The organism is Pseudomonas sp. CGJS7, from assembly GCF_036961695.1.
This window is the reverse complement of the sequence record NZ_JBAMDI010000028.1, coordinates 25,619-38,385: the sequence shown is the minus strand read 5'-3', so window position 1 is coordinate 38,385 and position 12,767 is coordinate 25,619. Positions and strand designations below refer to the sequence as shown.

Here is a 12,767-nt window from a genome sequence, read left to right as displayed (position 1 = left end):
CGCTCCTACAGGTAGCCCTTGGCGCTGCACGGGCGCTCAGGGGGCCAGGGACTCGGTGTGGCGTACTTGCCCAGCCCCGCGCACGACGAAGCGCTCGATGGTCAACGATTCGACACCCATCGGCCCGTAGGCATGCAACCGTGTAGTCGAGATGCCAATCTCCGCGCCCAAGCCAAGCTGCCCGCCGTCGTTGAATCGCGAGGACGCGTTAACCATTACCGCGGAACTACGGGTGCGGCGGACGAATGCTTCAGCGGTCGCCGCATCATCGGTGGCGATGACCTCAGTGTGATCGGAACCATGCTGTGCGATATGCGCCAACGCCTGATCGATATCGTCGACCACGCGCGCGGCGATGATGAGGTCGAGGTATTCGGCGGCATAATCGGCCTCGCTCGCGGGCGTGAGCAACGGCGCGTATGCACGCACGCGCTCACACCCACGCACCTCCACACCACGCGCAGCCAGCGCGGCCAGCGCCTGCGGCAAGAACGCGTCGGCGATACCGCGATGCACCAGCAGGGTTTCGAGCGCGTTGCATACGCCGGGGCGCGAGGCCTTTCCGTCGATCAAGAGGTTCAACGCCAGAGCGGGATCGGCGGCGCGGTCTACGTAAAGGTGACAGACGCCCTTGTAGTGCTTGATCACCGGGACACGCGCATGTTCGGCGACGAAGCGGATCAGACTTTCGCCGCCGCGCGGGATGGCCAGGTCGATCAGGTCGGACAGCTGCAGTAGCTCCAGCACGTGCTCGCGCGCGGTGTCTTCGATCAGCGATACAGCCGCTTCAGGCAAGCCGCGTTCGCGCAAGGCGGTATGCAAGGCGGCGGCGATGGCGGCGTTGCTGGCGCGCGCTTCCGAGCCACCGCGCAGCAGGACGGCATTGCCGGCCTTCAAGCACAACGCAGCGGCGTCGGCGGTTACGTTGGGCCGCGATTCGTAGATCATCGCGATCAACCCCAACGGAACGCGCTTGCGTTCGATGGTCAGACCGTTCGGGCGGGTTTCGCTGCGGGTAACGCCATCCAACGGATCGGGCTGGGCCGCGACTTCGCGCAGGGCGCCGGCGATGGCGCTCAGGCGTTGCGGGTCCAGGCGCAGGCGGTCGAGCATGGCGGCGCTGAGGCCGGCAGTCTCGCCGCGCTCGATGTCTTCGGCGTTGGCGGCGAGGATGGCGTCGCGTTGGGCGTCGAGTTGGTCGGCCATGGCGGCGATCAACGCGGCGCGTTCGGCGCCTTCGAGCGCGGCGAGGATCAGCGAGGCCGCGCGGGCGCGTTCGGCCAGGGTTCTTACGTAGCCGCTCACGGTGCCGCCTCGCTGTTGATGGACGTTTGAGTCGCTGTCGCCGGAGCCGTGGCGGTCTTGTCGCCCAGCATCACCAGGTCGTCGCGATGCACTACCGATTCGCCGTAGCCGAAGCCGAGTACGGATTCGATGTCGCGGCTGTGCCGGCCCTTGATGCGCGCCAGTTCGGCCGAGTTGTACTGCACCAGGCCGCGGCCGAGGGCGTCGTCGTTTTCGGCGACGCGCAGTTCGACCACGTCGCCGCGGCGGAATTCGCCTTCCACCGCGATCACGCCGCCGGGCAGCAGCGAGGCGCCGCGCACGCGCAAGGCGTTGGCGGCGCCGGCGTCGATGCGCAGGCAGCCGCTGGCCGGTGCGTGGCGCAGCCATTGTTTGCGCGCGCGCAGGCGGTCGCTCTGTGCCGCGATCAAGGTGCCGTGCAGCGAGCCTTGCGCGAGTGCGTCCACTACGTCGCTGTCGCGGCCGCAGAACAGCGCGGTCGCCACGCCGGCGGTGGCGGCCTTGGCCGCGGCTTCGAGTTTGGTGCGCATGCCGCCGGTGCCGAGGGTGCCGGCGCCGCCGCTGGCGGCGAGCAGCAGTTCGGGGGTGACGGCGGCGACGCGTTCGATCGGGCGCGCGCTGGGATCGCGCTGCGGGTGGCCGCTGTAGAGGCCGCCGATGTCGGTGGCGATCAGCAGCAGGTCGGCGTCGACCAGCGAGGCGACCGCGGCGGCGAGGTTGTCGTTGTCGCCGAGTTTGAGTTCGTCGACGGCGACGGTGTCGTTTTCGTTGATGACCGGCAGTGCGCCGAGCCGCAGCAGTTCGCGCAGTGAGGCGCGGGCGTTGAGGTAGCGGCGGCGATTGCGCAGGTCGTCGTGGGTCAGCAGCACTTGCGCCACCGGCACGCTGGAGAGTTGTTGCCAGAACGCGATCAACGAGGCTTGGCCGAGCGAGGCCAGCGCCTGCCGCAACACCAGTCCGTCGCCGCCGGCCTTGATCCGGCTGCGTCCGGCGGCGACTGCGCCGGAGGACACCAGCACCACTTCGCGCTGTTGTTCGCGCGCGCTTTCGATGAAGCGCGCCAGCCCGGCGGCGTAACGCGGGTCGAGGCCGCCGCCTTCGAAGCCGGCGAGCAGGCTGCTGCCGACCTTGAGCACGGCGCGCCGCCAGGGCGGTAACGGTTGCGCTGCGAAGTCCCTTTCTGCCGCGCTCATGTCAGTGCCTGCAAGCGTCGCTGCAAGACATCCAGGCGCAGGTCGGCGGCGGCGCCGGGCGAGACGCGCGCGGCCAGACTGGCTTCGGGGTCGCCCTGCGCCCAACGCGCGGGGTCGGCGGCTTGTTTGTAGGCGTCGCGGAACGGCAGGCCTTGGCGCGCCAGATCCACGGCCAAGTCGGTGGCGTACATCGACGGGTCGAGCGCGGCGCGCAGTTTGTCCGGCTTCCATTCCAGGTTGCGCAGCAGGTCGGGCAGCAGTTCCAGCGCGCTCATGCCGCGGCTGAAGGCGTGGAAGATCGCGCCCTTGGAGAATTGCAGGTCGCGGTGGTAACCCGAGGGCAACGACAGCAGGTGTTCGATCTCGGCGCGCGCGGCGGCGACGCTGGAGTAGCTGGCGCGCATCAGTTCGATCACGTCGGGATTGCGCTTGTTGGGCATGATCGAGCTGCCGGTGGTGTACTCGGCCGGCAAGGCGACGAAACCGAATTCGGCGCTGGTGAACAGGCTCAAATCCCAGGCGAGGCGGCGCAGGTCGAGCACCGCGGTGGACAGCGCGTCGATGGCGCCGAGCTCGAACTTGCCGCGCGAGAGCTGCGCGTACGCGGCCGAGACCTGCAAGCGGCCGAAGCCGAGCGCGGCGGTGGTGTGATCGCGCGCCAGCGGCAGGTTGACGCCGTAACCGGCGGCGCTGCCGAGCGGATTGGCGTCGACCCAATCGTGGGTCTGCTTGGCGCGCACGGCATTGTCGATGAAGCCTTCCGCCCACGCCGCCCACCACATGCCGGCGCTGGACACGACCGCGCGTTGCAGATGGGTGTAGCCCGGCATCGGCAGCGCGCTTTCGGCCTGCGCGCGCGCCAGGGCGACTTCGGCGGTCTCGCGGCAGAGTGCGTACAGACGGCTCATGTGGTTCTTGAGCCACAGGCGCGTGGCGACCAGGATCTGGTCGTTGCGGCTGCGGCCGGTGTGGATCTTGCGGCCGGCGTCGCCGAGGCGTTCGATCAACCGTCCTTCGATCGCCGAGTGGCCGTCTTCGAAACGCTCGTCCAGGATGAAGCGGCCGGCCTTGAAGTCTTCGGCCAGCACGTCGAGTTCGCGCGACAGGCCGTCGAGTTCTTCGGCGGTGAGGATGCCGATCTGCTGCAAGCCTTGCGCGTGGGCGCGGCTGGCCTGGATGTCGAACACGAAGAACTCGCGGTCCAGGATCACGTCCTCGCCGGCGAGGAAATGCTGGATGCGCGCGTCGACCTTGACGCCGGGTTTTTGCCAAAGAAGATCGGACATGGGGGATGCTCGGAATCGGTGGAGTCGGGTCAGGACAAGGGATGCAGGTGCGCGGCGATGCGGGCGACCGCGTCGGCCGGCGACAGTTCGATGCGCTCGCCAGTGGCGCGGCGCTTGAGTTCGACCACGCCGCGGCTGAGCCCGCGCTGGCCGACCACGATCTGCCAAGGCAGGCCGAGCAGGTCCATGCGCGCGAACTTCACCCCGGGACGGTCGTCGGTGTCGTCGTGCAAGGCGTCGACGCCGAGCAGGTCGAGGCCGGCGATGAGTTGGGTGCAGACTTCGCCGATTTGCGCGTCGGCCGGGTCGAGATCGACCACGCCGACGTTGAACGGCGCGACCGCGTCGGGCCAGATGATGCCGGCGTCGTCGAAGCTGGATTCGATGATCGCGCCGAGCAGGCGCGACACGCCGATGCCGTAGGAGCCGCCGTGGATCGGGCGTTCTTCGCCTTCCGGCGTGGTCACCAGCGCCTTCATCGGCGCGGAATACTTGGTGCCGAAGTAGAACACCTGCCCCACTTCGATCCCGCGGGTCTGCACGCGTTGCTCGGCCGGCACTTCGCGTTCGAAGCGCTCGATGTCGTGCACGTCTTCGGTGGCGGCGTAGCGCTCGGTCCATTGCTGGACGATGCCGCTGAGGTCGCCGTCGTAATCGGTGTCCTCGCCCGGGATCGGCAGGTCGAGCACGGCGCGGTCGCAGTACACCGCCGATTCGCCGGTCTGCGCCAGCACCAGGAACTCGTGCGAGAGGTCGCCGCCGATGGGGCCGGTTTCGGCGCGCATCGGGATCGCGCGGATGCCCATGCGGGCGAACGCGCGCAGGTAGGCGACGAACATGCGCTGGTAGGAACGGCGCGCGGAGGCTTCGTCGAGGTCGAAGGAGTACGCGTCCTTCATCAGGAACTCGCGGCCGCGCATCACCCCGAAGCGCGGGCGCTGCTCATCGCGGAACTTCCACTGCACGTGGTAGAGGTTCATCGGCAGCGCGCGGTAGGACTTGACGTTGGCGCGGAAGATCGCGGTGATCATGTCCTCGTTGGTGGGGCCGTAGAGCAGTTCGCGCTCGTGGCGGTCCTTGATCCGCAGCATCTCCGGGCCGTAGGCGTCGTAGCGGCCGCTTTCGCGCCACAGGTCGGCCAGTTGCAGGGTCGGCATCAGCAGTTCGAGCGCGCCGGCGCGGTTCATTTCATCGCGGACGATGGCTTCGATCTTGCGCAGCACGCGCAGACCGGCCGGCAGCCAGGAGTAGATGCCGGCGGCTTCCTGGCGGATCAGCCCGGCGCGCAGCATCAGCCGGTGCGAGGCGATCTGCGCGTCGGCGGGGTTTTCTTTCAGTGTCGGCAACAGGTAACGCGACAGACGCATGATGACTCCCGATTCCAAATCCAACCGCACCCCACCCACTCGCCCAACCCACCCCACTCCGCTCCACAGTTCCCCCCTTTGAAAAAGGGGGGCTAGGGGGGATTTGCTTTTGCTTTTGCCTTCCTATGAAGAAGCAAAAGCAAAAGCAAATCCCCCACGTCCGCTTCGCGGCCGTTCGCCCCCTTTTTCAAAGGGGGCAACAGCGACAGCACGGGCTTAGGCGGGTTCTACCTCAATCCCGGTCAACTCATCGAACCCAAACGCCAGATTCAAATTCTGCAAAGCCTGCGTCGCCGCACCCTTAAGCAGATTGTCCAGCGTCGACACGATCACCACCCGCCGCCCATCCTCCGACAAGGTGAACCCACCGATGTCGACATGGTGCTTGCCAGCGATCTTGCTCACCCACGGCGCCTCTTCCTGCACCCGCACCATCGGCTCGCCGTCGTAATGCCGGTGATAGTGCTCGACCAACTCCTCGCGATCGAAACGCCGCGACAGATGCAGGTTCGAAGTAATCGTCAACCCGCGGAAATGCGCGGCCACATGCGGCATGAACTCGACCGGATGCCCCAGATGCCGGGTCACTTCGCGCTCATGCATATGCCCGGTCAGCGCGTACGGCATCAGGTTGTCGCGCAGCTTCTCGGGATCGTTCTTGTCCGACGGCGTCGTACCCGCGCCGGAATACCCCGACACGCCGAAACACTGCACCGGCCCTTCCAGCACATTGAGCAACGGCGCGATCGCCAACTGCATCGCACTGGCGTAGCACCCGGGATTACTGATCCGGCGCTGGCCGTGATAGTCCTTGCGGGTGATCTCCGGCAAGCCGTAATACCAGTGATCGTCGAAGCGATAGTCCGCCGACAGATCGATCAGCACCGGATCGGCGCCGACCGCATCGAACGCGGCCACGCAATCGGCGGCCTTGCCGTTGGGCAGCGCCAACACCACCGCGTCCGCGCCCTGCCCCGGCAGTTCTTCGTGGCTCGGCGAGCTGTAACGCAGTTCCGGATTCTTGGCCGCGTACTCGGGAATGTGATCGGCCAGACGCTGCCCGGCCAGTTCGCGCGAGGACACGAAGGCCAGCTCGAACTGCGAATGCGCGGCGATCAAACGGACCAGATCGGCGCCGACGTGTCCGCGCGCGCCTACGATGCCCAATGTCTTAGCCATGAGTCGGCGTTCCTTGAATGTGCTGGTCCAGCTTGTACTGAAGATTACGCTTAACCGCCGGCCATTCGTTGTCGATGATCGAAAATGCGACGGTGTCGCGGGCGCTGCCGTCGGCGTGGCGGCGGTGGTTGCGCAGCACGCCGTCCTGCTTGGCGCCCAGGCGCGCGATCGCCGCGCGCGAAGCCAGGTTGAACCAGCTGGTCTCGAACCCGACCGCGATGCAGCCCATCCGCTCGAACGCGTGGCCGAGCAGCAACAGCTTGGCCTGGGTGTTCAAACCGGTGCGCTGCACGCGCGGCGCGTAGAAGGTGTAGCCGATCTGAACCCGCGGCACTGCCGGGTCCATGTCGTAGTAACGGGTGCTGCCGACCACGTCACCGGCCGCGTCGAGCACCGCGAACGCCCACGCCACGCCCTTGGCCTGCATCGCCAGCGCGCTGGCGATGTAGGCGTCGACGCCTTCGGGCGCGGGCACGTTGGTGTACCAGGCCTTGGCCAATTCGCCGCCGGCCAGGGCCGCGCGCAGGCCGTCGCCGTGGGCCGCGCTCAGCGGCTCCAGCGTGACGTGTTCGCCGCTCAGGCGCGGTTGCGCGCTCCAGGCGGCCGCGAGGGATTCGCTCATCGCTCAGTCCTCCAGGGTCGGCGCGCGCCGGCTCGAATACTCCACGCACTCGGCGATCTCGTCGAAGCCGCTCATGCCGTACCAGAACACCTTCCACTTCTCCTGCTTCAGGCAGCCGTCGGATTCGGAGTAATAGAACGGATTGACCGCGTTGCCGTGACGCGAGCGCCAGAACACGCTCGGGTTCTGTTCGCGCATGACTTGCCACACCGCGCGGCCTAAACCTTCGCCCTGGGCGTCGTCGAGCACGGCGAATTTGTCCAGGTAGGTGCGGCCCTCGGCTTCGATCAGAATCACCGCGGCACGATAGTTCTGGCTGACGTAGGCCTGCTTGAGCGCGGTGCGTTCGAAGTAGTCGTCGACCAGCTTGCGGCCGAACGCCGACTCGATCAGCGAACGCAGACGCACCAGATCCAGCTGATCCCAGCTCTGCGCCTGCAACACGCGCTCGCCGCGCCGAACCAGCGTGCCCGAACCCTTGTGGGTGAACAGTTCCTTGGCCAGTTCCGACGGCTTGGTGATCGACACCGACGAAGTCAGCGGCAACTTGTCGAGCAAATCCTTGATCTGCTCGATCTTGACCTTCATCCCGCCGTTGATCCACGGCTGTTCGATCAGGTGCTCGTACTCGGTCGACAGGTTGATCGAGTCGATCACCCGGCCGTTGTCGTCGAGCAGGCCGCCGGTGCCGGTGAGGAACACGATCTTGTACGGCTGCAGCACCTGCACCAGTTCGTTGGCGGCGAAGTCGGCGTTGACGTTGAGAATCTGCCCGCCGACGGTTTCGCCGAGGCTGGCGATCACCGGGATCGAACCGGCCTGCAGGCTGGCTTCGATCGGCGCCAGATTGACCTTCTTGACCTCGCCGACCAGCCCGTAGGTGTCGCGGTCCAGGTACTCGGCTTCGAACACGCCGGAGATGATCGAGGTGGCGCGGCCGTCGCCGGACTGCAGCGCTTCGACCAGCTTGAGGTTCTGCGACTGAAATACGCGGCGCACGATCGCCAGCGCTTCCGGCGAAGTCACCCGCAGGCCGTTGACGGTTTGTTTGACGATGCCGGCGGCGGACAGTTCCTCATCCAGCTGCGGGCCAGCGCCGTGGATCACGATCGGGGTCAGGCCGACGTCCTGCAGGAACGCCAGCGAGGAGGTCAGCGCGGCCAGATCGTCGCGCAGCACCGCGCCGCCGACTTTGACCACGGCGAAACGCTTCGAGTCGAGCTGGGAAAAACGCTTGAGGTACTGCGAGATTTCCTTCGCGCTGGCCATGCTCGACAGCAGCCGCACGATGGTCTGGCGGGTCTGCAGGTGGTTGTCCATGGAAACGCTCATTAACCGTTGCTCCCCATGATGCGCGCGACGCTTTGGGCGTAGCGTTCCAGTTGTTCCAGCGCGACCCATTCGTCGGCGGTGTGCGCCTGGGCGATGTCGCCGGGGCCGTAGACGATCGAGGTCAGGCCGGCGGCCGAGAACAGCGAGGCTTCGGTCCAGAAGTCGACCGCGTTGCCGATCGGCAAGTCCAGGGCGTCGGCCAGATCGCGCGCTTCCAGGCGGCGTTCTTCGGCCGAGGCCACATCGCCGGCCGGCAGCGGCGGGCCGCGGAAGGTTTCTTCGTAGCGCTCGATCGCGCCGGGATCGATCAGGGTGCCGAAGATTTCGTGCAGGCCGTCGATGGATTGCGAAGGCAGCGGACGGAAGCCGAAACGCAGATCGGCGCTGGAAGCGATCATGTTGGCCTTGATCCCGCCCTCGACCCGGCCGATGTTGAAACGCAGGCCGGTGAGCCCGCCGAAACGCTGATGCGACTGCGCTTCGACATGATCCAGGGCTTTGCCGCCCCAACGGATCGCCTGATGCAAGGCGCTGGCCTGCATCGCGTTGGCGCCGGAGGCATGGCCGGCGACGCCGCGGAAACGCAGTTGCACCGAGCTGATGCCGCGATGGGCCAGCACCGCATCGCACATCGTCGGTTCGGCGACGATGGCTTCCAGGAAGCCGTGGTCGGTGCCGAGGAAACCGGCGATGCAGCGCGCGTCGTTGGCTTCTTCGTCGGTGCTGAACAAGAACGCGGCGTCGCCGCTGGTGACCGCGGCCGCGGCGAGCAGGCCGGCGGCGGCGCCCTTGATGTCGCAGGCGCCCAGGCCGATCGCGCGGTCGTCGGTCACCCGCAGGGTATGCGGGTCGGCGCTCCAGGCTTCCGAGGAAGGCACCGTGTCCAGATGGACGTTGAACAACCGGCGCGGATTGCCGCGCACGGCCAGCAGCGACACAGCGCCGGCGCCGTGGTCGATCACCTCGACATTGAAACCGCCCAGCTGGCTGCGCAGGTAATCGAAGATGCCGTCGGTGCCGATATCGCGCGGCGGATTGCGGGTGTCGTAGGACACCAGGGCCTGCAGATGTTTTAGGACTTCGGAGAGCATGGTCTGGTTCGGTGCTTTCGCTTGGATGGCGGAAGAGAAGTGAGCGCAGAGAAGCGAGGACTGAGCCAGTGCAGAAGCAAAAGCGGCTTTCGCCCACTCCTCACTCCTCCCCGCTCACTCCTAGCAAAGGCATCAGCCTTTGCGATTGATCTCAGCCCACAGCGTGCTGCTCATTCCGAACAGCTTGATGAAACCTTCGGCCTCGGCCACGCCCCAGTCGGCCGCCTGCGCATAGGTCGCGCCCTTGGCGTTGAGGATGTGCGGCGAGCTCACCGCCACCGCGTCGACCGCGCCGCCGTTGGTCTGCAGCACCACTTCGCCGTTGACCGTGCTCTGCGAGCTGGCCAGGAACGCTTCCAGGTCGGTCTTGAGCGGATCGTGGAAGAAGCCTTCGTACACCAGCTCGACCCACTTGCGCGCCACGTCGGGCTTGAAGCGGTTCTGCTGCTTGGTCAGCACCGCTTCTTCCAGCGCGCGGTGCGCGGTCAGCAGCGCGATCAGGCCCGGCGCTTCGAAAATGATCCGACCCTTCAGGCCGATGGTGGTGTCGCCGGTGTAGAGGCCGCGGCCCACACCGTACTGCGCGAACAAACCGTTGAGCTTGGCCAGCAGCTTGTGGCCTTCGATCTTCTCGCCGTTCAAGGCCACCGCTTCGCCGTTCTCGAACTTCAGCGTGACCTGCAAGGTTTCGCTCGGCCACTCAGCCCGCGGCTTGCACCAACCCACCGCGCCCTCGCCCGGCGCCTGCCAGCGGTCGATCTCGCCGCCGGACATGGTCAGGCCGAGCAGGTTCTCGTTGATGGTGTAGGCCTTCTGCTTGGCGCGCACGCCGAAGCCGCGTTCTTCCAAGTACTTCTGCTCGTAGGCGCGCACTTCGGTGTGTTCTTTCTGGATTTCGCGGATCGGCGCGACGATTTCGTAATCGCCCAGCGCCTTCACCGCCAGGTCGAAACGCACCTGGTCGTTGCCCATGCCGGTGCAACCGTGGGCGATGGCCTTGGTGCCCAGTTCGGCGGCGCGCTTGAGCGCGGCTTCGACGATCAGATAGCGGTCGGAAACCAGCAGCGGGTACTGGCCCTGGTAGCCCTCGCCGGCCCACACGAACGGCTTGACGAAGCCCGACCAGATCGCCGGACCGCCGTCGACGGTGACGTGGCTGGCCACGCCCAACTCGGTCGCGCGCTGCTCGATGAAGGCGCGCTCTTCCGCGTCCACGCCGCCGGTGTCGGCGAACACCGTGTGCACGGCCCAGCCGCGCTCTTGCAGGTAAGGCACGCAGAAGCTGGTGTCGAGGCCGCCGGAGAAGGCGAGGACGATGTCTTTGCTCATGTTCGGAAAGTCTCTGCTTGTTTGGCGCCCGCCCCCGCTTTGCGAGGGAGGGTTGGGTGGGGGGCGAACGAGGGAGGTGTGGGTTCGGGGCGAGGTCGTGCCCTCACCCCAGCCCTCTCCCGCAAGCGGGAGAGGGAGTGGTTCGGCGTTACTGACCGATCAACGCGGCCATGATGGCTTTCTGCACATGCAGGCGGTTTTCGGCTTCGTCGATGGCGATGCACTGCGGCGAATCCATCACGCCGTCGGTGGCCTTGACGTTGCGGCGCAACGGCAAGCAGTGGCTGAAGACGCCGTTGTTGGTCAGCGCCATCTTGGCTTCGTCGACGATGAAGTGCTTGTACTGGTCGCGGATCGGCTTTTCCGGGCCCCAGTTGCCGAAGTACGGCAGCGCGCCCCAGCTCTTGGCGTAGACCACGTCGGCGCCGGTGTAGGCGCTTTCGATGTCGTGGCTGATCTTGAGCGATCCGCCGCTCTCGGCGACGTTCTGCTCGGCCCAGCCCATGTAGCGCTCATCGAGCACGTATTCCGGGGTCGGGCACAGCAGGGTCACGTCCATGCCCAGCCGGGTGGCGATGGTCAGCGCCGAGTTGGCGACCGCGGTGTTGAGCGGCTTGGGGTGGTAGGTCCAGGTCAGCACGTACTTCTTGCCGCGCAGGTCGGCGGTGCCGAAGTGCTCTTGCAGCGCCAGCGCGTGCGCCAGTTCCTGGCACGGATGGGTGATGGTCTCCATGTTGATCACCGGCACCGGCGAGTACTTGGCGAAGCTGGCCAGCACCTTGTCCTGGCGGTCGTTGGCCCAGTCGACGAACTTCGGGAACGCGCGCACGCCGATCAGATCGACGTAACGGCCCAGCACCTTGGCCACTTCGGCGATGTGCTCCTCGGTGTCGCCGTCCATCACCGTGCCCAGATCGAACTCGATCGGCCACGCGTCCTTGCCCGGCTGCAGCACCACCGCGTGGCCGCCGAGCTGGAACGCGCCCAGTTCGAAACTGGTGCGGGTGCGCATGGACGGGTTGAAGAACACCAGCGCGATCGATTTGCCCTTGAGCTCATCGCCGAGTTTGCTGCGCTTGAACGCGGCGGCCCGCGCCAGCAGCGCGTCGAGGTCGGAGCGCGACCAGTCCTGGGTGTTGAGGAAGTGCTTCATCGTCGGTTCGGGTCCTGGAACGGGAATCGGGAATCGGGAATGGAGAATCGGCAAAACGGTGGCGCGGTGGCCGGCAATCGCGAGAGGGGCCAGAGACGTCCCGACCCCCTTCCCGATTTCCGGGCCGGAAAAACAAAAAAGCCCAGCGCTAGGCTGGGCTTTTCGTGTGTGCGGCTTGTTACACGAACGACGGCGAGCGCCGTCACCCAGCGGATTGGCAGGGCAACGGTCGACGCGCGCGCGAGGTCATCCCCGCCGCCATGTAGGCAGAGGTCAGGATGTCGGCGTCGGCGTAGTTCGGGTTCATCAGGCCGCGAATGCTCGCATGCGAGGCCCAGCGGCGCAAGCCGCGCGGGCCGGAAACGGGAACCGGGTCAGGCGCGCGGGCTCAGCGCGCGGTGCTGATCGGGGCGACGACCGGGGTCACCGCGACCCGGACCTTGAGCTTGTTGCCCGGGTCTTCGGGCAGGCGCGAGCGGAACCGGCTGCCCTTGTAGACGTAGTCCACGTCGTAGGCGATGGGCCGGCGGAATTCGCGCTCCACCGGCACCGGGCGGCAGTTCTCGCCGGTGCTGGGCTTGGGATCGCGCTCGCGGCCGAGCGCCTCGCGGACCGCCCCGACCACCCGCGACAGCCGCGAATCGGGCTTGCCGCTGGGCTCGGGATCGCACTGCTGCTCGACCGTGGTCGCGCGCAGGGTCTGGTAGACCGGGGTCACCCGCAGCACCTGGGCGTAGTCGAAGCGCACGTTCTCGGCCTGAATCACGGTGCGCACGTTATCGCCCTGCGGCTGCGCCGCCACGGGCCGGACCCACAGAACCGCCGCGGCGCAGGACAGCGCCAGGATCGAGGTCTGCAGGACGATTCGGTTCATCGGGCTCGCGGCGTGGATTCGTGAATAAAGTGTAAG

At 66.8% G+C, this 12,767-nt stretch carries 11 protein-coding genes; all 11 read right to left on the bottom strand.

The annotated features are described in order from the left end of the window. Nucleotides 1-36 precede the first annotated feature (36 nt). A complete protein-coding gene (locus V7787_RS18385) occupies nucleotides 37-1,305 on the bottom strand; it encodes a glutamate-5-semialdehyde dehydrogenase (protein ID WP_336088959.1) in 1,269 nt (422 codons plus the stop codon). Beyond that, nucleotides 1,302-2,498: a glutamate 5-kinase gene (gene proB / locus V7787_RS18380; protein WP_336088958.1), complete on the bottom strand. Its 1,197-nt coding sequence runs from the start codon at nucleotides 2,496-2,498 to the stop codon at nucleotides 1,302-1,304. The genes V7787_RS18385 and proB overlap by 4 nt, the downstream gene beginning before the upstream one ends. Beyond that, entirely contained in the window at nucleotides 2,495-3,784 is a 1,290-nt protein-coding gene (gene argH, locus V7787_RS18375; protein WP_336088957.1) for an argininosuccinate lyase, read from the bottom strand. The genes proB and argH overlap by 4 nt, the downstream gene beginning before the upstream one ends. Nucleotides 3,785-3,813: 29 nt before the next feature. Continuing rightward, nucleotides 3,814-5,151, bottom strand: coding sequence for a proline--tRNA ligase (gene proS / locus V7787_RS18370; RefSeq protein ID WP_336088956.1), 1,338 nt, complete (start codon nucleotides 5,149-5,151; stop codon nucleotides 3,814-3,816). A gap of 216 nt (nucleotides 5,152-5,367) precedes the next feature. Beyond that, the gene (argC, locus tag V7787_RS18365) at nucleotides 5,368-6,330 is read right to left on the bottom strand and encodes an N-acetyl-gamma-glutamyl-phosphate reductase (RefSeq protein ID WP_336088955.1); all 963 of its coding nucleotides are present in this window, start codon (nucleotides 6,328-6,330) and stop codon (nucleotides 5,368-5,370) included. Beyond that, entirely contained in the window at nucleotides 6,323-6,952 is a 630-nt protein-coding gene (locus tag V7787_RS18360; RefSeq protein ID WP_336088954.1) for a GNAT family N-acetyltransferase, read from the bottom strand. Before V7787_RS18360 ends, argC begins: the two co-directional genes overlap by 8 nt. A 3-nt stretch (nucleotides 6,953-6,955) precedes the next feature. Continuing rightward, nucleotides 6,956-8,284, bottom strand: a complete 1,329-nt coding sequence (locus V7787_RS18355; RefSeq protein ID WP_336088953.1) for an acetylglutamate kinase — start codon at nucleotides 8,282-8,284, stop codon at nucleotides 6,956-6,958. After that, the gene (locus V7787_RS18350) at nucleotides 8,284-9,375 is read right to left on the bottom strand and encodes an acetylornithine deacetylase (protein ID WP_336088952.1); all 1,092 of its coding nucleotides are present in this window, start codon (nucleotides 9,373-9,375) and stop codon (nucleotides 8,284-8,286) included. The genes V7787_RS18355 and V7787_RS18350 overlap by 1 nt, the downstream gene beginning before the upstream one ends. Nucleotides 9,376-9,507: 132 nt before the next feature. Further along, nucleotides 9,508-10,704: an argininosuccinate synthase gene (locus V7787_RS18345; RefSeq protein WP_336088951.1), complete on the bottom strand. Its 1,197-nt coding sequence runs from the start codon at nucleotides 10,702-10,704 to the stop codon at nucleotides 9,508-9,510. A gap of 148 nt (nucleotides 10,705-10,852) precedes the next feature. Continuing rightward, a complete protein-coding gene (locus tag V7787_RS18340) occupies nucleotides 10,853-11,857 on the bottom strand; it encodes an N-acetylornithine carbamoyltransferase (RefSeq protein ID WP_336088950.1) in 1,005 nt (334 codons plus the stop codon). A gap of 388 nt (nucleotides 11,858-12,245) precedes the next feature. Further along, nucleotides 12,246-12,731 (bottom strand): hypothetical protein, encoded by a 486-nt coding sequence (locus V7787_RS18335; RefSeq protein ID WP_336088949.1) that lies wholly within the window; start codon nucleotides 12,729-12,731, stop codon nucleotides 12,246-12,248. Nucleotides 12,732-12,767 lie beyond the last annotated feature (36 nt).

Bases quoted from the DNA above. Each gene is read 5' to 3' on its own strand.
- proB (WP_336088958.1), bottom strand. From the start codon at position 2,498: ATGAGCGCGGCAGAAAGGGACTTCGCAGCGCAACCGTTACCGCCCTGG.
- argH (WP_336088957.1), bottom strand. From the start codon at position 3,784: ATGTCCGATCTTCTTTGGCAAAAACCCGGCGTCAAGGTCGACGCGCGC.
- proS (WP_336088956.1), bottom strand. From the start codon at position 5,151: ATGCGTCTGTCGCGTTACCTGTTGCCGACACTGAAAGAAAACCCCGCC.
- argC (WP_336088955.1), bottom strand. From the start codon at position 6,330: ATGGCTAAGACATTGGGCATCGTAGGCGCGCGCGGACACGTCGGCGCC.
- V7787_RS18360 (WP_336088954.1), bottom strand. From the start codon at position 6,952: ATGAGCGAATCCCTCGCGGCCGCCTGGAGCGCGCAACCGCGCCTGAGC.
- V7787_RS18355 (WP_336088953.1), bottom strand. From the start codon at position 8,284: ATGAGCGTTTCCATGGACAACCACCTGCAGACCCGCCAGACCATCGTG.
- V7787_RS18350 (WP_336088952.1), bottom strand. From the start codon at position 9,375: ATGCTCTCCGAAGTCCTAAAACATCTGCAGGCCCTGGTGTCCTACGAC.
- V7787_RS18345 (WP_336088951.1), bottom strand. From the start codon at position 10,704: ATGAGCAAAGACATCGTCCTCGCCTTCTCCGGCGGCCTCGACACCAGC.
- V7787_RS18340 (WP_336088950.1), bottom strand. From the start codon at position 11,857: ATGAAGCACTTCCTCAACACCCAGGACTGGTCGCGCTCCGACCTCGAC.
- V7787_RS18335 (WP_336088949.1), bottom strand. From the start codon at position 12,731: ATGAACCGAATCGTCCTGCAGACCTCGATCCTGGCGCTGTCCTGCGCC.